General features: G+C 67.9%; 17 protein-coding genes. 14 read left to right on the top strand and 3 right to left on the bottom strand.

Features of this window, described 5'->3' with window-relative positions; all coding sequences use genetic code 11:
- Nucleotides 1–17: 17 nt before the first annotated feature.
- The 6 genes from MJ605_RS06440 to MJ605_RS06415 are packed head-to-tail and all read left to right on the top strand — an operon-like array spanning nucleotide 18 to nucleotide 10,697.
- The gene (locus MJ605_RS06440) at nucleotides 18–2,231 is read left to right on the top strand and encodes an alpha-glucuronidase family glycosyl hydrolase (protein ID WP_243040428.1); all 2,214 of its coding nucleotides are present in this window, start codon (nucleotides 18–20) and stop codon (nucleotides 2,229–2,231) included.
- On the top strand, nucleotides 2,228–4,252 hold the full coding sequence (locus MJ605_RS06435) for a sialate O-acetylesterase (protein WP_243040427.1): 2,025 nt from the start codon (nucleotides 2,228–2,230) through the stop codon (nucleotides 4,250–4,252). The genes MJ605_RS06440 and MJ605_RS06435 overlap by 4 nt, the downstream gene beginning before the upstream one ends.
- Nucleotides 4,249–5,502 (top strand): D-mannonate dehydratase ManD, encoded by a 1,254-nt coding sequence (gene manD / locus MJ605_RS06430; protein ID WP_243040426.1) that lies wholly within the window; start codon nucleotides 4,249–4,251, stop codon nucleotides 5,500–5,502. Before MJ605_RS06435 ends, manD begins: the two co-directional genes overlap by 4 nt.
- Complete coding sequence (locus MJ605_RS06425; protein WP_243040425.1) at nucleotides 5,502–8,156, top strand: glycoside hydrolase family 3 protein; 2,655 nt, start codon at nucleotides 5,502–5,504, stop codon at nucleotides 8,154–8,156. The genes manD and MJ605_RS06425 overlap by 1 nt, the downstream gene beginning before the upstream one ends.
- 13 nt (nucleotides 8,157–8,169) lie before the next feature.
- A complete protein-coding gene (locus tag MJ605_RS06420; protein WP_243040424.1) occupies nucleotides 8,170–9,210 on the top strand; it encodes a sugar kinase in 1,041 nt (346 codons plus the stop codon).
- Nucleotides 9,210–10,697, top strand: coding sequence for a mannitol dehydrogenase family protein (locus MJ605_RS06415; RefSeq protein ID WP_243040423.1), 1,488 nt, complete (start codon nucleotides 9,210–9,212; stop codon nucleotides 10,695–10,697). Before MJ605_RS06420 ends, MJ605_RS06415 begins: the two co-directional genes overlap by 1 nt.
- A 15-nt stretch (nucleotides 10,698–10,712) precedes the next feature.
- Here the strand turns inward: MJ605_RS06415 and uxaC are convergent, their stop codons facing one another.
- Genes uxaC through MJ605_RS06400 form a run of 3 tightly spaced genes read right to left on the bottom strand, consistent with a single transcriptional unit; the run spans nucleotide 10,713 to nucleotide 14,435 of the window.
- Nucleotides 10,713–12,137 carry a glucuronate isomerase gene (gene uxaC / locus MJ605_RS06410; RefSeq protein WP_243040422.1) on the bottom strand — a complete coding sequence of 475 codons (1,425 nt, stop codon included), beginning with the start codon at nucleotides 12,135–12,137 and terminating at the stop codon, nucleotides 10,713–10,715.
- 46 nt (nucleotides 12,138–12,183) lie between these two features.
- The gene (locus MJ605_RS06405; RefSeq protein ID WP_243040421.1) at nucleotides 12,184–13,188 is read right to left on the bottom strand and encodes an endo-1,4-beta-xylanase; all 1,005 of its coding nucleotides are present in this window, start codon (nucleotides 13,186–13,188) and stop codon (nucleotides 12,184–12,186) included.
- Nucleotides 13,185–14,435 (bottom strand): MFS transporter, encoded by a 1,251-nt coding sequence (locus tag MJ605_RS06400; RefSeq protein WP_243040744.1) that lies wholly within the window; start codon nucleotides 14,433–14,435, stop codon nucleotides 13,185–13,187. Before MJ605_RS06400 ends, MJ605_RS06405 begins: the two co-directional genes overlap by 4 nt.
- A 495-nt stretch (nucleotides 14,436–14,930) precedes the next feature.
- Between MJ605_RS06400 and MJ605_RS06395 the strand changes: the two genes are divergently transcribed.
- The 8 genes from MJ605_RS06395 (at nucleotide 14,931) to atpB (ending at nucleotide 23,783) form a co-directional block, all read left to right on the top strand.
- A complete protein-coding gene (locus tag MJ605_RS06395) occupies nucleotides 14,931–17,858 on the top strand; it encodes a TonB-dependent receptor (protein ID WP_425600990.1) in 2,928 nt (975 codons plus the stop codon).
- A gap of 131 nt (nucleotides 17,859–17,989) precedes the next feature.
- Nucleotides 17,990–19,474, top strand: a complete 1,485-nt coding sequence (locus MJ605_RS06390) for an MFS transporter (protein ID WP_243040419.1) — start codon at nucleotides 17,990–17,992, stop codon at nucleotides 19,472–19,474.
- A gap of 25 nt (nucleotides 19,475–19,499) precedes the next feature.
- On the top strand, nucleotides 19,500–20,513 hold the full coding sequence (locus MJ605_RS06385; protein WP_243040418.1) for a glycoside hydrolase family 43 protein: 1,014 nt from the start codon (nucleotides 19,500–19,502) through the stop codon (nucleotides 20,511–20,513).
- Nucleotides 20,514–20,532: 19 nt separating this feature from the next.
- Entirely contained in the window at nucleotides 20,533–21,372 is an 840-nt protein-coding gene (locus tag MJ605_RS06380; protein WP_243040417.1) for an aldose epimerase family protein, read from the top strand.
- 52 nt (nucleotides 21,373–21,424) lie between these two features.
- On the top strand, nucleotides 21,425–21,787 hold the full coding sequence (gene queD, locus MJ605_RS06375) for a 6-carboxytetrahydropterin synthase QueD (RefSeq protein WP_243040416.1): 363 nt from the start codon (nucleotides 21,425–21,427) through the stop codon (nucleotides 21,785–21,787).
- Between the two features lie 155 nt (nucleotides 21,788–21,942).
- On the top strand, nucleotides 21,943–22,335 hold the full coding sequence (locus tag MJ605_RS06370; protein WP_243040415.1) for a phasin family protein: 393 nt from the start codon (nucleotides 21,943–21,945) through the stop codon (nucleotides 22,333–22,335).
- A gap of 245 nt (nucleotides 22,336–22,580) precedes the next feature.
- Nucleotides 22,581–22,946: a hypothetical protein gene (locus MJ605_RS06365; protein WP_243040414.1), complete on the top strand. Its 366-nt coding sequence runs from the start codon at nucleotides 22,581–22,583 to the stop codon at nucleotides 22,944–22,946.
- Between the two features lie 3 nt (nucleotides 22,947–22,949).
- Nucleotides 22,950–23,783: a F0F1 ATP synthase subunit A gene (gene atpB / locus MJ605_RS06360; protein WP_243040413.1), complete on the top strand. Its 834-nt coding sequence runs from the start codon at nucleotides 22,950–22,952 to the stop codon at nucleotides 23,781–23,783.
- Nucleotides 23,784–23,835: the final 52 nt, after the last annotated feature.

The raw sequence follows: 23,835 nt of genomic DNA, 5'->3' as shown, positions 1-23,835 counted from the left end.
TGAGCGCATTCTTGCATATGTTAGCGATAACCGCCGATGCCGAAGGACGCGCTGTCCGGGACCGCCGGCCAGTGCCGGTCGGCCTGGTCGCGGCCTTGCTGGCGTTGCTGGCTTTGTTCGGCGCGCGCCTGGCGCATGCGGAGGACGGCTACGAATTATGGCTGCGCTACCACGCGCTGCCGGCGGCGCAGGCGGCGACATACCGCGACCACGCCTCGCAGTTGCTGGCGGGCGATGCCACGCCGACCCAGCAGGCGATCCGGCAGGAGCTGCTGCGCGGCCTGGGCGGCCTGCTGGGCAAGGCGCCGCCGCTGGAGGATACGGTCACCCGCGACGGCGCCATCGTGGTGGGCACGCCGGCATCGTCGCCGCTGGTCGCGCGGCTCAAGCTCGATACCGCCGGGCTGGGCCATGACGGCTACCTGATCCGCAGCGTGGTCATCGATGGCCATCCGGGCACTGTCATCGCCGGCCAGGACGATGTGGGCGTGCTCTACGGCGTCTTCCATTTCCTGCGCCTGCTGCAGACGGAACAGCCCATCGCCCAGTTGGACCTGCGCCAATCCACCCGCATGAAGCTGCGTCTGCTCGATCATTGGGACAACCTCGACGGCCATGTCGAGCGCGGCTACGCGGGCGCCTCGATCTGGGACTGGCAGAAGCTGCCCGACTGGCTCGACCCGCGCTACACCGACTACGCGCGCACCAATGCCTCCATCGGCATCAACGGCACGGTGCTCAACAACGTCAACGCGCAACCCGCCATCCTCACCCCGCTCTACCTGGACAAGGTGAAGGCGCTAGCCGGCGTGTTCCGCCCGTACGGCATCCGCGTGTACCTGAGCGTGCGCTTCAGCGCGCCGATCGAGGTGGGCGGACTGAAGACCGCCGACCCGCTGGATCCGCAGGTGCGGCGTTGGTGGCGCGACAAGGCCGATGAGATCTATCGGCTGATTCCCGACTTCGGCGGCTTCCTGGTCAAGGCCAATTCGGAGGGACAGCCGGGTCCGCAGGACTATGGCCGCAGCCACGCCGACGGCGCCAACATGCTCGCCGATGCACTGGCGCCGCACGGCGGCATCGTCATGTGGCGCGCCTTCGTCTATTCGCAGACCAACGTGGACGACCGCGCCAAGCAGGCCTATGCCGAGTTCAAGCCGCTGGACGGCGCGTTCCGCGACAACGTGCTGCTGCAGGTGAAGAACGGCCCGATCGACTTCCAGCCGCGCGAACCCTTCAATCCGCTGTTCGGCGCCATGCCCAGGACACCGCTGATGATGGAATTCCAGGTCACCAAGGAGTACCTGGGCTTCGCCACGCACCTGGTCTACCTGGGGCCGCTGTTCGAGGAAACGCTGGCGGCCGACACCATGGCCAGGGGCAAGGGCTCCACCGTGGCCAAGGTGGTCGACGGCGAGCTGGACGGCCACGCGCTGACCGGCATGGCCGGCGTGGCCAACATCGGCGCCGACCGCGACTGGTGCGGCTCGGACTTCGACCAGGCCAACTGGTATGCGTACGGTCGCCTGGCCTGGGATCCCACGCTGTCCTCGCGCGCCATCGCCGAGGAATGGACGCGCATGACCTTCGGCAACGACGAGGCGTTCGTGAAGCCGGTGGTCGACATGATGATGCTCTCGCGCGAGGCGGTGGTGGACTACATGACGCCGCTTGGCCTGCACCACCTGATGGGCCACGGCCACCACTACGGTCCCGAGCCGTGGGATGCCAGCGGCCCGCGCGCGGACTGGACGCCGGTGTACTACCACCGCGCCGACAAGCAGGGCATCGGCTTCGACCGCAGCAGCACCGGCAGCAACGCCGTGGCGCAGTACGCGCCGCCGGTCGCGGCGCAGTTCGACGATGTGCGGCGCGTTCCCGATGCCTACCTGCTGTGGTTCCACCACCTGCCGTGGACCTATCGCATGCGCTCGGGCCATACCCTGTGGGACGAGCTGGTGACGCACTACACGCGGGGCGTCGACGACGTGAAGAAGATGCGCGAGACATGGGGACGTCTGGACGGCCATATCGATGCGGAGCGCTACCGCAAGGCGGCCGTGTTCCTGGCGATCCAGCAGAAGGAGGCGCAGTGGTGGCGCGACGCCAGCATCGCCTATTTCCAGAGCCTCAACGGCCTGCCGTTGCCGGCCGGCTACCCCGCGCCGGAACATCCGCTCGCTTACTACCAGGCGCTGCGCTTCCCCTACGTGCCGGGCCACGGTCCATGACGGTCCGCCCGACGCCCCTAAGCCAGCGACTGCGCCGCGCCGGACTGGCCCTGGTGGCGCTGTGCTGCCTGGGCGTCGTCGGCGCGCGGGCCGATGGCGCGGATGCGGCCTTGCTGAATCCGCTGTTCCAGGACCATGCCGTGCTGCAACGCGACCACGCCAATCCGGTGTGGGGCCATGCCAGGCCCGGCGAAACGCTGGCCATCGCCATCGCCGGGCACAGCGTGCAGGCCCGTGCCGGCGCGGATGGCCGCTGGGAGGCGACCCTGCCGCCGCTTTCGGCGGGCGGTCCATACACGCTCAAGGTCGCCGCCGCCGATGGCATGTCGCAAAGCGTCGGCGACGTGATGGTCGGCGACGTGTGGCTGTGCTCGGGCCAGTCCAACATGGTGCTGCCGGTCAAGCACACGCTGAACGCCTGGGCGGAGATCCAGGATGCCGCGAACGACCGCATCCGCATGCTCACCGTGGACAACGCCGCCAGCCCCGTGCCGCTGGACGCCATTCCCGCCGGCGACCACTGGCTGAAGGCCACGCCGGCGAACGTCCCCGACTTTTCCGCCGCCTGCTACTACTACGCGCGCGAACTGCAGAGGACGGCTTCGGTGCCGATGGGCCTGATCGTGTCGGCCTGGAACGGCTCGCGCATCGAGCCATGGTTGAGTGCGCAGGCCCTGCGCAGGATCGGCGGCTACGATGAGGCGCTGGACCTGCTCGCGCTCTACGCCAGGGACCGCGCCCAGGCCGGCGAGCGGTGGGATCGCCAGTGGCAGGCCTGGTGGCGCGCGCGCCCCGGCGTGGTGGCCGGCGACGAGCCGTGGAACCCCGCGCGCACCAGCCGCGACGGCTGGCTTCCCGCGCCGCTCGGCAAGGGGCCCTGGCAGCAATGGGGCGTACCGTCATTGGCTGATTTCACCGGCATGCTGTGGTACCGCATCACGGTCAGGCTGAGCGCGCGGCAGGCGGCGCAGGCCGCGACGCTGTCGCTGGGCACGGTCAACGAAACCGACCAGACCTGGGTGAACGGCCGCTGGGTGGGCACCGGCTACGGCGGCGAGCGCAGCTATGCGCTGCCGGCCGGCGTGCTGCACGAGGGCGACAACCTGGTCGCCGTCAACGTGCTGGGCACCTATCGCGGCGATGGCCTGTACGGGCCGGCCGACCAGCGCGCGCTGCGCCTGGCCGATGGCTCCAGCGTGCCGCTGGGCGAAGGATGGCAATACCGGGTCGTGCCCAAGTCCTACGGTTCGCCGCCCAGCCTGCCGTGGCAATCGACCAGCGGCCTGTCCACGCTGCACAACGGCATGATCGCGCCGCTGGGCGCCTACGGCCTGCGCGGCGCGGTGTGGTACCAGGGCGAATCCAACACCGGCGACGCGGGCCATTACCGCGTGCTGCTGGAAGGCCTGCGCGACGACCTGCGCGCGCGCTTCGGCGCGACCCTGCCGATGCTGATCGTGCAGATCGCCAACTATGGCGCGCCGCCGGTCCATCCCATGGAAAGCGGCTCGGCCGCGTTGCGCGAGGCGCAACGCGAGGTCGCCGCGGAGGATGCGCATTCGGCCCTGGCGGTAACCATCGACATCGGCGAGCGCGGCGACATCCATCCGGCCAACAAGCAGGAGCTGGGACGACGGCTGGCTCGCGCCGCGCGTCGCGTGGCTTATGGCGAATCACTGCCACCCTCCGGCCCCGTACCTGTCTCGGCCCGGCGCGATGGCGATGCGGTGGTGCTGGACTTCGGCGAGGTCACCGGTGAGCTGGTCGCCTATGGCGCGAACCATCCGATCGGCTTCGAGCTGTGCGGCGCGCAGCCGGACTCGTGCCATTACGCCAGCGCGGATATCCGTGGCCGCCAGGTCGTGCTGCGCGCGCCGATGGCGCCATCGGCCATCGCGCGCGTGCGCTATGGCTGGGCCGACAGCCCGGTCTGCACTCTTTACGACGGCTCGGGCCTCCCCGTGGGGCCGTTCGAGCTTTCCCTCATTTCGACGCCTGCCGAACAGGAACGCCATCCATGAGTACCACCGCTGAAGCCACCCCGCAAGGTTCCTCGCGCGACCGTGAGATCGTCGCCGCGCGCGTCATCGTCACCTGCCCGGGCCGCAACTTCGTCACCCTGAAGATCGAGACGCGTTCTGGCATCACCGGCCTGGGCGACGCCACGCTCAATGGACGTGAGCTGGCCGTGGCCGCCTACCTGCAGGACCACGTGGTGCCTAACCTGATCGGCCGTGACGCCGGCCGCATCGAGGATATCTGGCAGTTCCTCTATCGCGGCGCGTACTGGCGGCGCGGCCCGGTCACCATGACCGCGATCGCCGCCGTCGACGTGGCGCTGTGGGACATCCTGGGCAAGATGGCGGGCCTGCCGCTCTACCAGTTGCTGGGCGGGCGCTCGCGCGAGGGCGCGCTGGTCTATGCGCACGCCAACGGGCGCGACATCAGCGAGGCCAGCGAGGAAGTGGGGCGCTACGTCGAGCAGGGCTTCCTGGCCGTGCGCGCGCAATGCGGCGTGCCGGGCGTGAAGAAGGCCTATGGCGTCGCCACCGCCGGCAAGCCCTACGAGCCGGCCGAGAGCGAGCTGCCGCTGGAGACGGTGTGGTCCACCCCGCGCTACCTGGACATCGTGCCGAAACTGTTCGAGCGGCTGCGCGCCGACCATGGCGATGGCGTGGAGCTGCTGCACGACGCGCACCATCGCCTCACGCCGATCGAGGCGGCGCGGCTGGCGCGCAGCGTGGAGCCGTACCGGCTATTCTGGCTGGAGGACGCCACGCCGGCGGAGAACCAGAAGTCGTTCGAGCTGATCCGCCAGCACTCGGTGACGCCATTGGCGGTGGGCGAGGTGTTCAACTCGATCTGGGACTGCAAGCACCTGATCGAGCACCAGCTGATCGACTACATCCGCACCACCATCGTGCATGGCGGCGGCATCACCCACCTGCGCCGGCTGGCGGATTTCGCCGCGCTGCACCAGGTGCGCACCGGCTTCCACGGCGCCACCGACCTGTCGCCGGTGTGCATGGGCGCGGCGCTGCACTTCGATACCTGGGTGCCCAACTTCGGCATCCAGGAATACATGTTCCACTCGGAGGAGACCAACGCGGTGTTCCCGCACGACTACGCCTTCCGCGCTGGCCGCCTGCATTGCGGCGAGGCGCCCGGGCATGGCGTCACCATCGACGAGAAGCTGGCCGCGCGCTATCCCTACGCGCCCAAGCAGCTGCCCGTCGCGCGGCTGGAAGACGGCTCGATGTGGGACTGGTGATGAAGACTCCACGCTTGCCCATCCTTGGCCTTGCCATCCTCGCCGCCGCCTGCGCGTTGCCGGCCTGGTCGCAGACGGCGGCCTACCAGGACACCAGCCGCAGCTTCGAGGAGCGCGCCGCGGACCTCGTCGCGCGCATGACGCTGGACGAAAAGGTCTCGCAGATGCAGAACACCGCGCCGGCGATCCCGCGCCTGGGCGTACCCGCCTACGACTGGTGGAACGAGGCCCTGCATGGCGTCGCCCGCGCTGGCCAGTCCACCGTGTTCCCGCAGGCGATCGGCCTGGCCGCGACCTTCGACACCGGCCTGATGGGCGAGGTGTCCAATGCCATCAGCGACGAGGCGCGCGCCAAGCACAACGAGTTCCTGCGGCGCGGCATGCATGGCCGCTACGAAGGACTCACGTTCTGGTCGCCCAACATCAATATCTTCCGCGACCCGCGCTGGGGCCGCGGCCAGGAGACCTACGGCGAGGACCCGTTCCTCACCTCGCGCATGGGCGTGACCTTCGTGCGTGGCCTGCAGGGTGATGATCCCGTCTATCGCAAGCTCGACGCCACCGCCAAGCACTTCGCCGTGCACAGCGGGCCCGAGTCGGAGCGCCACCGCTTCGACGTGCATCCCAGCGAGCGCGACCTCTACGAGACCTACCTGCCGGCGTTCCAAGCGCTGGTGCAGGAGGCCAAGGTCGATGCGGTGATGGGCGCCTACAATCGGGTGGACGGCGAATCGGCCTCGGCCAGTCAGCGCCTGCTGGAGGACATCCTGCGCAGGGACTGGGGCTTCGACGGCTACGTCGTCTCCGACTGCGATGCGGTGGAGGACATCTACCTGCACCACAAGATCGTGGCCACCGCCGCGCAGGCCGCCGCATTGGCGGTGAAGCATGGCGACGATCTCAATTGCGGCAGGACCTATGCGGCGCTCGTCGCCGCCGTGCACCAGGGCCTGGTCAGCGAGGCCGAAATCGACACCTCGCTCAAGCGGCTGATGCTCGCGCGCTTCCGGCTGGGCATGTTCGACCCGCCGGAAAAGGTGCGCTGGGCGCAGATCCCCTATGCGGTGAACCAGTCGCCGGCGCATGACGCACTGGCGCGCCGCGCCGCGCAGGAATCCATCGTGCTGCTGAAGAACGACGGCATCCTGCCGCTGTCGCACGCGTTGCGCCGCGTGGCGGTGATCGGGCCGACGGCCGACGACGTCACCGCGCTGCTGGGCAACTACCACGGCACGCCCGCGGCGCCGGTGACGATCCTGCAGGGCATCCGCGAGGCCCTGCCGCAGGCGCAGGTCAGCTACGCTCAGGGCGCGCCGCTGGTCGAGGGCTTCGGGGGACGCGGTACCGGCACGCCGATCGGCGCGGCCTATCTGCGTCCTGCGGCCGATGCCGCCGAGCATGGCCTCAAGGGCGAGTATTTCCAGGGCACGGACTTCCATGCGACGCCGGTGCTGACCCGCGTCGATGCGAAGATCGGCTTCCAATGGGACCACGCCACGCCCACCGACGACCTGGTCGCCCAGGGCGAACTGCCCGCCGAGCGCGCGCTGCACGGCAACGATTTCAGTGTGCGCTGGACCGGCCAGCTGCTGCCGCCGGTGTCCGGCCGCTACGAGCTGGGCGCCGTTGCCAGCGACGGCTACCGGCTGTACGTGGACGGCCAGCTGCTGCTGGATGCGTGGCAGGCGGGCGTGCCGCATGCATCGAGTGCCTTCATCCAGCTCGAGGCGGGCAAGGCCTACGACCTGCGCCTGGAATACGCCAAGGGCGAGCACAATGCCGACGTGCGGCTGGCCTGGCGTTTACCGGGTGCCAAGCCGCCGTTCGAGGAAGCGCTCGACGCGGCCCGGCATGCCGACGCGGTGGTTTTCGTCGGCGGCCTGACCAGCGACGTGGAAGGCGAGGAAATGACGGTGAACTATCCCGGCTTCGCCGGTGGCGACCGCACCGACCTGCGCCTGCCGGCCAGCCAGGAAAAGCTGCTGGAGGCGCTGCATGCCACCGGCAAGCCGGTGGTGCTGGTGCTCACCTCCGGTTCGGCGCTGGCGATCGACTGGGCACAGCGGCATATCCCTGGCATCGTGCTGGCGTGGTATCCCGGCCAGCGCGGTGGCAACGCGGTGGCCGACGTGCTGTTCGGCGACGCCAATCCCGGCGGACGCCTGCCGGTGACCTTCTACAAGGCCGGCGAAAAGCTGCCCGCCTTCGACGACTACCGCATGCAGGGGCGCACCTACCGCTACTTCGGCGGCAAGCCGCTCTATCCCTTCGGCTATGGCCTGTCGTACACCCGCTTCGGCTATGCGGATCTCGCGCTCGACCGCGCCAGCGTGGGCGGCAAGGATCCCCTGACGGTCAGCGTGACGGTGAAGAACACCGGCCAGCGCGCCGGCGACGAGGTGGTGCAGCTCTACCTGCGGCCGCTGCATCCGTCGAGGCCACGGGCGATCAAGGAACTGCGGGGCTTCCAGCGCATCCACCTGCAGCCCGGCGAGGAGCGCCGCGTCAGCTTCGAGATTTCGCCCGAGCGCGACCTGCGCTACTACGACGAGCAGCGGCATGCCTATGCGGTCGATCCGGGCCGTTACGAGGCGCAGGTCGGCGCTTCCAGCGCGAACATCCGCGCGACCGCGACATTCACGGTGCAGCCGTGATGGAGTACGACGCATGAGCCATCCACCATCGAGCGCCGGCCAGGGACGGATCGTCCTCTTCGGCGAGCTGATGCTGCGGTTGTCGCCGCCGGGCCACGAACTGCTGCTGCAATCGCCACGCCTGGACGCGCGCTTCGGCGGGGCCGAGGCGAACGTGGCCGTGTCGCTGGCCATCCTGGGGCACCACAGCCTGATGGTCAGCGCCTTGCCCGACCACGCGCTGGGCCATGCCTGCGCGGGCGAGCTGCGCAGGCACGGCGTGGATACCGCGGGGCTGCGCCATGCCGAGGGGCGCATGGGCCTTTATTTCCTCACTCCCGGCGCGATGCAGCGGCCCTCCGAGGTGATCTACGACCGCGCCGGCTCGGTGTTTGCCGGCACGCCGGCAAGCGCCTACGACTGGCCGCGCCTGCTGGCGGGCGCGCAATGGCTGCACCTGTCCGGCATCAACCTGGCGCTCAACGAGACCACGGCCCAGGCCGCCCTGGCGGCGGTTCATGCGGCCCACGCGGCGGGTGTGCGGGTGTCGTTCGACGGCAACTACCGCGCTCGGCTGTGGGGCGCGCGCGCCTCGCAGGCACCCGCCTTGCTGCGGGAGATCATGGCGGGTGCCGACCTGGTGTTCGGCAATGATCGCGACATCGCCCTCGCGCTGGGCATGGAGTTTCCCCAAGCGGAGGCGGCCGGGCGTTTTCACGCGGCCGCCTCCGCGGCTTTTTCGGTCTGGCCCCGCCTGCGCTACCTGGCAGCCACCGAACGAAGCCATCGCACGGTGGACGACCAGGCGTTGCGCGGCATGCTCGCCACGCGCGAGCGCCTGCTGGCCACGGTGCCCCATGCCTTGACCGGCATCGTCGATCGCATCGGCGGCGGCGATGCCTTCGCCGCCGGCCTGCTGCACGGTCTCTTGCGTGGCATGAGCGAGGAGGCCGCGCTGGACTTCGCCATCGCCGCCGCCTGCCTCAAGCATTCCGTGCCCGGCGATGCCAACCTGCTGCGCGAGGCGGACATGCTCGCCTTCCTGGCGCAGGAGGGTTTCGAGGTGAAGCGCTGATGGCCGCCGCATCACGCATCCTTCCGCGCCTGTCCGCGCAGGCGCTTGCCGATCTGCCGCCCACGGTGGCGCGACCCGCCTATGCGCTGGAGCGAACCCGCATCGGCATCGTGCATCTCGGTGCCGGTGCGTTCCATCGCGCGCACCAGGCGGTGTACGTGGACGACCTGCTGGCGGATCACCCGGACTGGGCGATCTGCGGCGTCTCCCTGCACAACGGCGAGGTGCGCGACGCGCTGCGCCCGCAGGACGGCCTGTATGCGCTGGCCCTGCTTGGCCCGCAGACCGCGTGGCGCGTGATCGGCGCGCTGCGCGAGCTGCTGTGCGCGCGCGACGAGGGCACGGCCGTGCTGGCGCGGCTGGCCGATCCCGCCGTGCGGCTGGTGACGCTGACCATCACCGAGAAAGGCTATTGCCTGGCCGGCGAGGACCTGGACTTCACCCATCCGGATATCGTGCACGACCTGGCCGCGCCGGCCACGCCGCGCAGCGCCATCGGCTACCTGGCCGCCGGCCTGCGCGAACGCCGGCAGCGCGGCATCGCGCCATACACCGTATTGAGTTGCGACAACCTTGCCGGCAACGGCCATCGCCTGCGCCGCGCGGTGCTGCAGTACGCGCAACGCATCGACACCGCGCTGGCCGCATGGATCGAGGCCGAGGTGGCCTTTCCCTGCTCGATGGTGGACAGCATCACGCCCGCCACCGACGACGCCCTGCGCGGACGCGCCGATGCCGCGCTGGGCTGCGTGGATGCCTGGCCGATCCAGCGCGAGACCTACGCCCAGTGGGTGATCGAGGACCGCTTCTGCAACGAGCGTCCGCCGTTCGAGCGCCTGGGCGCCACCCTGAGCCACGACATCGCCGGCTACGACCGCGCCAAGCTGCGCCTGCTCAACGGCGCGCATTCCTCGCTGGCCTACCTGGGCTCGCTGATGGAGCTGGACAGCGTGGCCGATGCGATGGGCGCGCCGGCGCTGGCGGGTTTCGTCGAGCGGCTGATGCGCGGGCACATCGCCCCGGCCATCGCCCTGCCGGAGGGCCTGGAGGCGGATCGCTACATCGGCGCCATCCTCGAACGCTTCCGCAACCCATCGATCCGCCATCGCCTTTCGCAGATCGCCTGGGATGGCTCGCAGAAGTTGCCCGTGCGATTGCTGGGCACCCTCGGCGAGTCGTTGGCGCAAGGACGTTCCATCGACGCGCTATGCCTGCCCATCGCCGCCTGGATGCACTTCGTGCGGCGGCAGGCCCAACGCGGCGTGGCGCTGGTCGACCCGCTCAACGAACGATTGACGGCGGTGGGACTGGCCTGCACCGGCGACCCCGCGGCCGATGTCGCGGCCTTTCTCGCGATCAAGGAAGTGTTCGCGCCATGGTCCGGCGAGGCCGCCTACGTGGCCGCGCAGCAGCGGGCGTACGCCGCGCTCGGCGATGCATCGCCATCGTCGGTATCGCGCGCGCTGGGCGAGTCGCTATCCGGCTGACCGGACAGCGCCGCGCTAGAGCCTGTACGCTTTCTTCGGCAGCTCGTAGGCCAGCGCCACCGCTAGTTCGGCCGCCTCGTCCTCGTCCATGCGGTGCTCGGCCACCAGCCTGGCCAGGAAGGCGCAGTCGATGCGGCGCGCCACATCATGCCGCGCGGGAATCGACAGGAAGGCGCGCGTGTCGTCGTTGAAGCCCACCGTGTTGTAGAAGCCGCCGCTGGCCAGCGTCTGCTCGCGGAAGCGCCACATGCCCTCCGGTGCGTCGTGGAACCACCAGGCGGGGCCGAGGAACAGCGAGGGATAATGCCCGGCCAGCGGCGCCAGCTCGCGGCTGTAGGTACTCTCGTCCAGCGTGAACAGGATCAGCCGGAAGTCCGGCTCGTTGCCGTAGCGATCCAGCAACGGCTTGAGCGCATGGACGTACTCGGTGCGCACCGGGAGGTCGGCGCCCTTGTCGCGGCCGAAGCGCTCGAACAGCTCGCGGTTGTGGTTGCGGAAGCAACCGGGGTGGAGCTGCATCACCAGGCCGTCGTCCAGGCTCATCGCGGCCATCTCGGTGAGCACCTGCGCGCGGAACAGTTCTGCCTGCGCCGGCGTGGCGCCACCACGCACCACCGTGTCGAACAGCCGGCTCGCCTCCGCCGGCGACAGGTCGGCCGTGGCCGCGGTGGGATGGCCATGGTCGGTGGAGGTGGCGCCCATGCGGGCGAAATAGGCGCGGCGCTGGCGATGCGCGCGCAGGTAGCCATCCCAGGTATGGACGTCCTCGCCGGTGATCTCGCCGAATTGCCGCAGCGCATCGGGGAATTGCTCGTGCTCGGGATCGACCACGGGATCCGGGCGATAGGCGGTGATGACACGCCCCCGCCAGCCGCTTTCGCGGATGGCCGCATGGTGCCGCAGCGGATCGAGCGGTGATTCGGTGGTGGCGATCAGCTCGATGTTGAAGCGCTCGAACAGCGCGCGCGGCCGGAACGCGCTGGTACGCAGTGCCTCGTTGATATGGTCGAAGTACAGGTCCGCCGTGCTTGCCTCCAGTCGTACGCGCAGGCCGAACACGTCATGGAAGACATGGTTCAGCCACATCGACGAGGGCGTGCCGCGGAACAGGTGGAAGTGGCTGGCGAACACCCGCCAGGCCTCGCGCGCGTCAACCTCGCCGCGCGAGCCGTCGCGCCGGGGAATGCCGAGCGTGTCCAGTGGCACACCCTGGCTGTAGAGCATGCGGAACACGTAATGGTCCGGTACCAGCAGCAGCTCGGTGGCGTTGGCGAACGGCGCGTCGGTGGCGAACCAGACCGGGTCGGTGTGGCCGTGCGGGCTGATGATCGGCAGCCCGCCGACCTGTGTGTACAGGCGGCGGGCGATCGCGCGCTGCGTGGCGTCGGCGGGGAACAGGCGGTCTTCGTGCAGCGCCAGGGGATGCGTGACGGTGGTCATGGGACGTGGTTTTCCGAAAGAAGATGGAGAAGCGCGGAAGGACACATCAATGGAGTGGCGAAGGCGCGGCGCCCGTCGCCGCCAGGTCGTGCACATACTGGCGCAACCAGGCCAGCGCCGGCCGCTCGCTGCCGTCCTTGCGCACCAGGTAGGCACCCTGTCTGTCGCGCCACAGTCCCGGCCGGAACCCCCACAGCGTGACGCCCTTGACGTCCGGATGCTGCCAGAACACCGGGAACACGCGCTGGTAGTCCATGAGCTGCCGCGCGTCGTCGCGGCCGTCGATATCCAGTTCGGTGACGTAGATCGGCAGGCCCGCCGCGGCCAGCACGTCGAGGTTGGCGCGGTGCACGGCCATCGGCACGTTGGGCCGGGTCTCGAAGGCATGCTCCTGCACGCCGATGCCGTCGATCAGCCCTTGCTGGTGCAGCAGGTCGATGATCTGGCGGTAGCGCCGTGTGTTCGCCGTGCTAGGGGTGATGTCGTAGTCGTTGATGAGCAGCCTGGCATGCGGGAAGCGTGGGCGCGCCAGGCGGAAGGCGGTGATGACCCAGTCCCAGCCAGTGGCGCCCTTGCCGCCCAGCGCCTGGGTATAGTCGCCGGCGCCCTTGCGCTTGCCGCTGGGCGGATGCTGCAGCGGCTCGTTGACCACCTCGACGAAGTCGGCATCGGGATAGCGCTGGGCCAGCGCGTCGAACCATGCCTCGATGGCGCGCCGTTGCTCGGCGGGCGGCAGTGTGCGCAGCCAGTCCGGTTGCTGCTGTCCCCATACCAGTACATGCAGGTGGAACAGGAGGCCATGGGTCTTGGCAAAACGATACGCCTCGTCCAGCGCGGTCCAGTTCATCGTGCCGCGCACCGCCTCCACGCTGCCCCATTTGCCCGCGTTCTCCGGCGTAAGCTTGTTCCAGTAGTCGGCGAAACCCGGTGCCTGCGCCGCGCTGTAGGCGCTGCCCAGGAACTTGGGCTGGCCCGCGGCGATCGGCTGGCCATGTGCGCGTGGCACGAGTGCGGCCAGCGCGATCGCCAGCCAGGCGAGGGGCTTCGTCATGGCGTCACTCCATCGGCGGTGAGGGATGCATCGCGGCCATCCAGCGATGCCGGGGCCAGCGCCGGCACCAGCAGGTGCACCACCGCCAGCGCCAGCAGGTAGGCGCCCCCGGCCATCAGGAACACCGGCACGTAGGTGCCGGTGGCCTGCAGCAGCAGGCCGGTGAGGGTGGAGATCAGCATGCCGCCCACGGCGCCGGCGAAACTGCCGATGCCCACCACCGAGGCCACCGCGTGGCGCGGGAACATATCCGAGGTCAGCGTATAGACATTGGCCGACCAGCCCTGGTGGCCCGCCGTGGCCATGCCGACCAGCGCGACCGCCAGCCACAGATGGTTGGCCTTCGCCGCGAACGAAATCGGCACGATCAGCAGCGCGCACAGCAGCATCGCGCCCTTGCGCGCGCGATTGACGCTCCAGCCGCGGCGGATCAGGCGCCCCGCCAGCCAGCCACCGGCGATGCTGCCGATGTCGGCGAGCAGGAAGATGGTGATCAGCGGTATGCCCAGTTCCAGCAGGCTGAGCCCATATTCGGCGTGCAGGAACTTCGGCAGCCAGAACAGGAAGAACCACCAGATCGGGTCGGTCAGGAACTTGGCAGCGACGAAGGCCCAGGTCTGCCGATGACGCAGCAGGTGTGCCCACGACACGCGTTGCGCCGGCGCTGCCGGTTCGCTGCCGATGTACGTGCGCTCGGCCGGCGCGAGCCTGGGCTGCCGGTCCGGTGTGCGGTAGGTGAGCAGCCACACCGTCAGCCAGGTGGCGCTCAGCACGCCGGTGCACAGGAAGGCCGCCTGCCATCCCCAGCGCGCCGCCACCACGGGCGCCAGCAGCGGCGCCACGATGGCGCCGATGTTCGAGCCGGAATTGAAGATGCCCGCGGCCAGCGCACGCTCGCGCTGCGGAAACCATTCGGCCACGGCCTTGATGGCGGCCGGGAAATTGCCCGATTCGCCCAGGCCCAGCGCAAAGCGCGCCGCCGCGAAGCTGACGACGCCGGTGGCCAGCGCATGGCTCATCGCCGCCACGCTCCAGATGCCGATGGCCAGCGCATAGCCGATGCGCGTGCCGAAGCGGTCGATGATCGCGCCCGCGCCGAGCAGGCCGATCGCATAGGCGGCCTGGAACGCGGTGACGATATAGCTGTATTGCAGCTCGCTCCAGTTCAGCTTGTCCTGCAGGAACGGCGCCAGCACGCCCAGCACCTGCCGGTCGATATAGCTGATGGTGGTGGCCGCCAGCAGCATCGCGCAGATGCGCCAGCGGAAGCGGCCGATGCGCGCATGGAGAGAGGCCGCTTCCACGTCATCTCCCGCGAAGGCGGACGCGCTGGCCCGGTTGCCGCCGATCTCCTGGCCGGGCGATGCGGGATCGTGGCCAGGCGTCGCTGGAATATCGCGCATGCGTTCGGTTCTCCTCATTGCCAGTCCCCTCCGACCGGGCCATCGAAGTGATAGCGCTACCATTATTGTCGTCGCGTAATACGAAAGTCACGGCTATTTTCGGCGTGTTCACGCGCCACCATTCGTTGGCGTATTTGGCTTTGCTTTAAGTTACTTGCAATGTGTCGAAAGCGAATGCTGCCATGCAGCGTGCGCCCCGAAATTGTTAGCGCTACCTTTCCGCCACAACCGCGGTTTGCCTAATCGCGGCGATAGCCATTTGCAGCAAAGCAAATCATCGGCGGGTGCCGCAAGGCGCCCCGGGGACGATGACGCCACCAGAATCGAGAGGGGAGTATGGTGCAGACACAGATCACAAGAGCCGTGTTGTCGCGTGCATTGAGCTTGGCGTTGCTTGGCGTGGTGGGGGCCGCGCAAGCGCAGGAACAGACGCCGGCGCCAGCATCGACCACGACGCAGAACCAGCAGGCGAAGCCGCAGTCCAAGAGCGCCGATGCGCCGGCGAACGGACAGGACGCCAGCGGCACGCAGCCGCCTCCCGGCCCCGCCAAGACGCTGGGCGCGGTGAACGTCAGCGGCAGCTACCGCAGCAGCATCCAGTTCTCCACCGACGCCAAGCGCGACGCCACCAATGTCACCGATTCGGTGTTCGCCGAGGACATCGGCAAGTTCCCGGACACCAACATCGCCGAATCGCTGAATCGCATTCCCGGCGTGCAGATGTCGCGCGACGTCGATGGCGAGGGCATGAACATCCAGATCCGCGGCCTGGGCACGGACTTCACCAAGATCCTGCTCAACGGCAGCCAGGTGGCCATCGCCTCGTCCGGTACGCTGGATTCGCAGAACCAGAACCGCGAAGTGGACCTGGACCTGCTGCCCACCGAGTTCTTCACGCAGTTGACGGTGAACAAGACGCCGGAAGCCAGCATGACCGAGGGCGGCGTGGCCGGCGTGGTGGACATGCGCACCACGCGGCCGTTCGACAATCCTGGCACGCACCTGACCTACTCCGCGCAGGGCAGCTACAGCTCGGTCGGCAGCGACGTGAAGCCGCGCGGCTCCATCATCGGCAGCTGGACCAACGAGTCGGGCACGTTCGGCGCATTGATCGGCCTGACCGGCTCGCGCAGCGACTACGACGTGCGCGGCTTCGAGACGATCGGCTGGACCACGCCGCTGCTCAGCGCCGCCCAATGCGGCGGTACCGCGGGCTGCAGTCCGGCGGGCGGCAGCTGGGTGATCCCGGGCACGGTGCCGGCGGGCGCCGGCGCGGGCCTGCCGGCCGGGCAGACGATCGACAACGCCTGGCTGCTGGCCCACAACCCGGGCCTGAACACGCAGCAGATCGCCAATGCACTGATCCCGCGCCTGGGCCGCGATGCGTACATCAACGGCACCAACGATCACCAGGCGGAACTGATGTCGTTCGAGTTCCGTCCCAGCGAGCGTGCGCATTTCTACCTCGACACGATGTTCTCCAAGCAGGAGCGCGAGTTCGATCGCCTGGACATGGACCTGGTGGGCCGCAGCGGCACGATGATCCCGGTCAACATGAAGGTGGACTCCAATGACGTGGTCACCCAGGCCACCTTCGCCAACGCGCAGTACTTCCTGGAGCAGCGCCCGTACGACGAGCACGTGAAGTTCTACAACATCAACCCGGGCGGCGAACTGCTGTTCGGTTCCGACGAGAACATCAAGCTCGACTTCCAGGGCTATTCGCAGCGCAGCTGGTACCTCAACGAGCAGCCGTCCATCCTGGTGCAGACGCCGCTGGGCCAGAACCTCACCGTCAACTACAACAATACCGGCGGCAACTATCCGACCATCACGCCCAGCAGCAGCCTGAACGATCCCAACCTCGGCTGGCAGTGGTATCGCCTGAACCTGCAGAAGGAGCGCCGCGTCACCAGCAACCAGGGCACGCGCGAGGACCTGCAGATCGGCGACGACAGCAACAACATCCGCGTCGGCGTCGCCTACGACGACATCAAGCGCGAGATCAACGCCTACGACAACAGCGCGGCCTGGCAGGCCGCGGCGGAAGCCGCCATTCCCAATGCCGCGCTGGCGTCCTACCTGATGCCGGGGCCGGGCGGCTTCATCACCACCGACACCGCGGCGCTGATGGCCGCCAGCAACTACGGCTACTACAACGCGACTTCGCCGATCGCGACCGCGGCCGCCACCGGCGCCAACAGTGCCGACATGGAAGAGAAGACCTGGGCCTGGTACCTGGAAGGCAACGGCAAGTTCGACCTGTGGGGCCACGAACTGCGCGTCAACGGCGGCGTGCGCCACGCTTCCACCGACCAGACCATCTCTGGTCCGTCGACGATCGGCACGCAGCTGCAGTACGTGACGCTCAAGAACAGCTATGGCTACTACCTGCCCTCGTTCAACCTGGCCTACAGCGCATCCGACGACATCGTCCTGCGCCTGGCCGCGTCGCGCTCGCTGACCCGGCCCGACCCGAGCGCGATGGTGCCCAACACCAACTTCAGCGACCCGGCGGCGGAAGTCGCCACCCAGGGCAATCCGAAGCTGGCGCCGTACCTGGCCACCAACCTCGACTTCGGCGGCGAGTGGTACACCGGCAACGAGGGCTACGTGGCGCTGGACCTATTCGGCAAGCGCATCACCGGCTTCACCGTCAACGGCGTCAACCTGGTGCCCTTCAACCAACTGGGCATTCCGTTCTCCAGCCTCACCGACACGCAGCAGCAGGCGATCAATCTTCGCGGTGGCCCGGGTTCCGCCGAGGTGCAGGTACAGCAGCAGGTGAACGCCGACGGCACGCTCTTCATCAAGGGCGCCGAGGCGAACTGGGTGCAGCCACTGGACTTCCTCGTCAAGGGACTGGGCTTCCAGGCGAACTACACCGTCGTCTCGCAGAAGAGCATCGGCAGCGGCGTGCCCGCGCAGGCCATCGGCATCTCGCCGCATACCTACAACGTCACCGGCTACTGGGAAGGCTACGGCGCCATGGTCCGCCTGTCGTACGTGTGGAACGCGGCGCAGATCAGCTCCACCGCCAACCAGAACGGCCTGTCGTTCGGCCAGATCAAGACCGATGCGCGCGGCCAGCTCGACCTGTCGGCCAGCTACCAGTTCGCGTCGCTCCCGTCCAAGCCGATGATTACCTTCAACTTCATCAACATGACGAAGGCGCCGCTGCGCACCACCTTCACCTACAACAATGCCGCATACACCTACTACACCCCAGGCTATACGATCATGCTGGGCGTGCGCGGCAGCTTCTGAGAGTGACGTCCGCTCGTGATGTATCGCGGCCCGTCCCGGCATCGATGCCGGGCGGGCCGTTGCGCGTCGCGCCGCGCTCGCCGGCCGGCGCCGGCGGGCTTCCCGAAGTTTCCAGTGGTCCCGACTCGCGCATGACAAGCAACGCCCAAGCACTCTCGGTCACCGAGAAAGTCGGTTACGCCCTCGGCGACCTGGCTGCCAACCTGATCTTCCAGACGCTGGTGACCTTCCTGGCGTTCTTCTACACCGACGTGTTCCGCATTCCCGCGGCCACCGCGGCGACGCTGATATTCTCGGTAGGCATGCTCGGGGCCTTCGTGTTCACCCCGATCATGGGCCTGGTCGCCGACCGCACCCGTACGCGCTGGGGCAAGTTCCGTCCCTGGGTGCTGTGGACCGCGGTGCCGTTCGGCGCGCTGTCGCTGCTGGCCTTCAGCACGCCCGCGCTGGGCGAGCATGGCAAGGTGACCTACGCGGTGGCTACCTATACGCTGCTGGTGCTGGTGTACGTGGCCAACAACCTGCCGTACTCCGCGCTGAGCGGCGTGCTGACCGGCAGCATGGCGCAGCGCAACAGCCTTTCGTCGTATCGCTTCGTGGCGGTGATGGTGGCGCAGTTCATCATCCAGGTGCTGCTGTTGCCGCTGGTGCTGATCCTGGGCGACGGCGACAAGGCGCGTGGCTTCCACAACACCATGACGCTGTTCGCCGTGGTCGGCACGGTGTTCTTCCTGGCCACTTTCTTCACCACCCGCGAGCGCATCGTTCCCGCGCCGGAACAGCACTCCTCCGTGCGCGAGGACCTGGCGGACCTGCTGCGCAACCGCCCCTGGCAGATCATGCTGGCGGTGACCGTGCTGCTGTTCATCAACCTGGCGTTGAAGGGCGGCATGTACGTCTATTACTTCAAGTACTACCTCAGCGAGGCCGAGCTGGCGGGCTTCCTCGACCGCGTGGGCTTCAACGCCTTCATCGCGGGACTGAACCGGCTGCTGGCCGGCGTGGGGCTGACCGAGTTCCGCTGGCCCAAGGATGCACCGACTTCCGCCTTCAGCCTGTTCAACGGGCTGGGCATCATCTTCATGATCGTGGGCATCGGCTTCTCCAAGCGGCTGGCCGACCGCTACGGCAAGCGCGACGTGTTCGGCGGCGCCTTGCTGGCCTCCACCCTGTTCCTGCTGGCCTTCTATGCGTACTCGCCGGATGCGGTCGCCCTGGTGGTAGGCTCGTACATCCTGCATGGCTTCTTCTACGGCATCACCATCCCGCTGCTATGGGCGATGATCGCCGACGTGGCGGACTATTCGGAATGGCGCAACCGCCGCCGCGCGACCGCCATCATCTTCTCAGCCATGCTGTGCGGCTTGAAGATGGGCCTGAGCATCGGCGGCGCCATGGTGGCCGGCATCCTGGCCCACTACGGCTACGTGGCCGATGCGGCGGCGCAGGCGTCGGGCGTGGTCAACGGCATCCGGCTCACCGTCAGCGTGTTCTGCTCCGTGCCTTTCCTGGCGGCGGTCGCGCTGCTGTTCTTCTACAAGATCAACAAATCCATGGAACTCCGCATCGAGCGGGAGCTCGGCGAGCGCCGGTCGCTGGCCGGCGCCGCTTCCTGAGCGGCGGGATCCAGCAGGTACTTCCATGTCGGACGAAACGAACCTCGACCTCGCCTCGCTTGCCGCCAGGGCCCTTTCCCGGCCGCTGGTGACGCATATCTATACCGCCGATCCTTCCGCGCACGTATTCGAAGGGAAGATCTACATCTACCCTTCGCACGACATCGACGGCGGCGTGCCCTTCAACGACAACGGCGACCATTTCTGCATGGAGGACTACCACGTCTTCCGCATGGATTCGCCCACGTCCGAAGCCGTCGACTGCGGCGTCGCCCTGCACGTGAAGGACGTACCCTGGGCCGAGCGCCAGATGTGGGCCCCCGACGCGGCCTGCAAGGACGGCCGCTATTACCTGTACTTCCCGGCCAAGCGCAGCAATGGGCTGTTCCAGATCGGCGTGGCGGTGTCCGACCGGCCCGAAGGCCCGTTCACGCCCGAGCCGGAGGCCATCGAGGGCAGCTACTCGATCGACCCGGCCGTGTTCGGCGACGACGACGGTGCGTTCTACATGGTGTTCGGCGGCATCTGGGGCGGACAGCTGCAGAAGTATCGCGACAACGCCTATGCCGCCAGCCATCGCGAACCGCTGCCGCACCAGCCCGCGCTGGGACCGCGCATCGCCCGCCTGGCCGACGGCATGACGCAGTTCGCCGAGCCGTCGCGCGAGATCGTGATCCTGGACGAGCACGGCCAGCCACTGCTCGCCGGCGACCACGCGCGCCGCTATTTCGAGGGGCCGTGGATGCATGCCTACCAGGGCCGCTACTACCTGTCCTATTCCACCGGCGATACGCACCTGCTGTGCTACGCGACCAGCGACAACCCCTATGGCCCGTACACCTACCAAGGGCCCATCCTCACCGAGGTGGTCGGCTGGACCACCCACCACTCCATCTGCGAGTTCGAGGGGCGCTGGTATCTGTTCTATCACGACTCCCTGCTGTCGGGTGGCGTGACGCATCTGCGCTCGATCAAGATGGCCGAGCTGCGCTACGACGAAGACGGCGCGATCCGCTGCCTGCATCCCTATGGCGAATGATGCCCCGTCGGCGGCGGCCATGCGCGACGCCGCGAGCCCGCTGGCTCCCGGGCCGCTGGTGCGCCTGGCGCAGGGCGCGCTGGCCGTCGACCTCGCGCCCATGGCGGGCGGCCGGATCGCCCAGATCACCTTCCATGGCGAAGATTGGCTGGTCGGTTACGACAGCCGTCACCAGGCGATGATCGCCTGGGGCAGCTACCCGATGCTGCCTTGGGCAGGGCGGATCCGCCACGGCCGCTTCGCTTTCGGTGGCCGTCGCCACCAGTTGCCGGCCAACCTCGGCGGGCATGCGATCCATGGCGTGGCGTTCGGCCTGCCATGGCATGTGGGCCAGCTGTCGGCGGCACGCGCGGAGCTGTCGCTGCGGCTGCCGCAGGATGAGCGCTGGCCGTTCGGCGGCATGGCCCGCCAGCGCATCGAGGTGGGCGCGCGCCAACTGCGCCTGAGCCTGGCGGTGACCGCCGGCGACCTGCCGATGCCGGCGACGATCGGCTGGCATCCCTGGTTCCGCAAGCCGGACCGGCTCGACTTCCGGCCCAGCCGCTACTACCCGCGCGACCCGGAGGGCCTGCCCACGCTCCCGCTGGCGGCGCCCCCGCCGGGTCCGTGGGACGACTGCTTCATCAATGGCCAGCCGGTGCTGCTCGAACGGGGCGGCCAATCGCTGCGGCTGACCTCCGATTGCGACCATTGGGTGGTCTACGACGAGACCGCGCACGCCACCTGCGTCGAGCCGCAGAGCGGCCCGCCCGACGCCTTCAACCTCGATCCGGAGCGCTGCCTCGCGCCGGGCGCCTCGCTGTCCGCGTGGTTCCTGCTGGAGTGGCTGGAGCCGGATGTTCCAGGCGACCGGCGTTGAGGCGGGTCGCCGGTCGCCGGGTGGGCATGGGCGGCGGCGCTAGAATAGACGCATGCATATCTTCAAAGTCTTTCAGATCGAGGCCGCTCACCGGCTGCCCAACGTGCCGCCGGGGCACAAGTGCGCCCGCCTGCACGGGCATTCCTTCCGCATCGAGATCCACGTAAGCGGCGAGCCGGATCCCCGGTTGGGCTGGGTGATGGACTTCGCCGACGTGAAGGCGGCCTTCGCGCCGCTGTTCGACCAGCTCGACCATCGCTACCTCAACGATATCGAGGGACTGGAGAACCCCACCAGCGAGATGCTGGCGCGCTGGATCTTCCAGCGCCTGCAACCGGCCCTGCCGGGCCTGGGCAAGGTGGTGGTCCATGAGACCTGCACCTCGGGGGCCAGCTGCAGCCGCGACAGTTTTTGACGCAGTGCAAAATTTCGCGGCAATGAAACAAGGCAATGTATTTGTTGAACAATTCATGACAGAAAAGATGGCGGGATAAAAATATATTGCACTGCACAAAAATGCTTGGTAGAGTGCATGGCACTACCCCCCATTCCCTGCCGAGGGAGCAAGTCATGACGCAGCAACTGAACACCCAGGTTTTTGCCTATGCCAAGCAGCTGGCCGACAGTGCCTTCAAGGCGCAGTCGGTGGCCCTCAAGGGTCTGGAAAAGATCGCCGAGCTGCAGATCAAGGCGCTGGAGAAGCAGTCCGAGGCCGCTGCCGAGTTCATCAGCGAGGCCCTGGATACCCGTGACATCGACGGCCTGCGCGTCCTGTGGGAAAAGGCCGCCACCGCCAGCCGCGAGAACGCCGAGCGTGCCGTTGCGGTGACCCAGGAAATCATCGCCGTGACCCAGAAGACCGCCGAGTCGCTGGGCTCGCTGGTGCAGGAACAGCAGCAGGCCGCCAATGACGCCGTGACCGCCCCGGTGGCCGCCGTCAAGAAGGCCGCCGCGGCCAAGTAAGCCCAAGGTTTTATCGACGCAGCGCCTCTTCCCCCCAGTTGCGTCAAGGGCCGGACCCCGTGTCCGGCCCTTTTTCTATGCGTGAGATTTCGCGAAGGCGACGTGAACGGCGCATTTGCCTGACAAGATGCCGCGGCAGCGGCGGCTTGTCGCTGTAAATAACCCACTGATATACTTTTTAGGATTGGACCGTGGCCCGTAGCTGGTTCGGTGCCGCCTAGAGCGAAGCCGCGCGGGAACGTCACGTGCTCAACAGTCTTGCTTCCGGCCGTCGTCTGGCATTGCGCATGATCTTGCTGCAACTTGCCGTGGCGGCGGCCGTAGGTCTCACCTTCCTGACGCAGGGGCGCCGCGAGGCATGGGCGGCCGCTGCGGGTGCCACCCTGGTGGCGCTGGGTTCCGCGCTGCTGGCGTGGCGCACCTTCGCGGGACTGGGTGGTGGCGGCATGACGCTGTGGCGCGTGGTGTCAGGCATGGTCCTGAAATGGATCGTGATCTTCGGAGGGCTGATCGCGATCCTGGGTCAATGGAAACTACCGCCACTAGCTGCCATCACGGGGCTGGTGGCTGCTTACGCGATAAATCTGCTGGCGTTCAGATTCAAGGGCTAACACATGGCAAGCGAGCCGCAGGGCGGACTCACCGAATACATCCAGCACCACCTTCACCACAATACGGTGAGCCTGGGCGATGGGGCGTTCATGCAGGTCCACCTCGACTCCATCGTGGTGGCCTTCCTGTTGGGTGCGCTGTTCTGCCTGTGGTTCTGGCTCAAGGCCCGCAAGGCCACCTCGGGCGTGCCCTCCAAGGGCCAGGCCCTGGTCGAGCTGATCGTGGAGTTCGTGGACACCCAGGTGAAGGACACCTTCCACGGCGACCGCCGCACGGTGACCCCGCTGGCCCTGTCCATCTTCATGTGGGTGGCGTTCCTGAACGCCATGGACCTGCTGCCGCTGGATGCCCCGGGCTGGACGATCAAGGCCGCCGCCGGCGCCGAGACCGCCCACCATACGTTCTTCCGCTGGGTGCCCACCGCCGACATCAACACCACCGTGGGCCTGGCCCTGGCCGTGTTCTTCATCGTGCTGGCGCACGGCGTGAAGGCCAAGGGCGCGCTGGGCTTCGGCAAGGAGCTGATGACCGCCCCCTTCCACGCCCACAACCCGGTCGTGGTGGCCATCCTGGTGCCGTTCAACTTCCTGCTCAACGTCGTGGAATACCTGTCTAAGCCGGTGTCGCTCGCGATGCGACTGTTCGGCAACATGTACGGTGGCGAGCTGGTGTTCATGCTGATCGCGGGCCTGTTCGCGGGCTGGATCAGCTTCCTGCCGGGTGTGATCTTCAACACCGCATGGGCGATCTTCCACATCCTGATCATCCTGCTGCAGGCCTTCATCTTCATGATGCTGACCATCGTGTACATCGCCACGGCGCGTGAGCATCACTGAGGTCTTTGTTCCATCCGGTTCCGCTTTAAACCGCTTTGCCTTTATCACTCTT

This window comes from Dyella sedimenti (genome assembly GCF_022760995.1).
In the GTDB taxonomy this organism is placed as follows: Bacteria; Pseudomonadota; Gammaproteobacteria; order Xanthomonadales; family Rhodanobacteraceae; genus Dyella; species Dyella sedimenti.
Note: the sequence above shows the minus strand (reverse complement) of the source record. Positions and strands in the feature narration are given on the sequence as shown.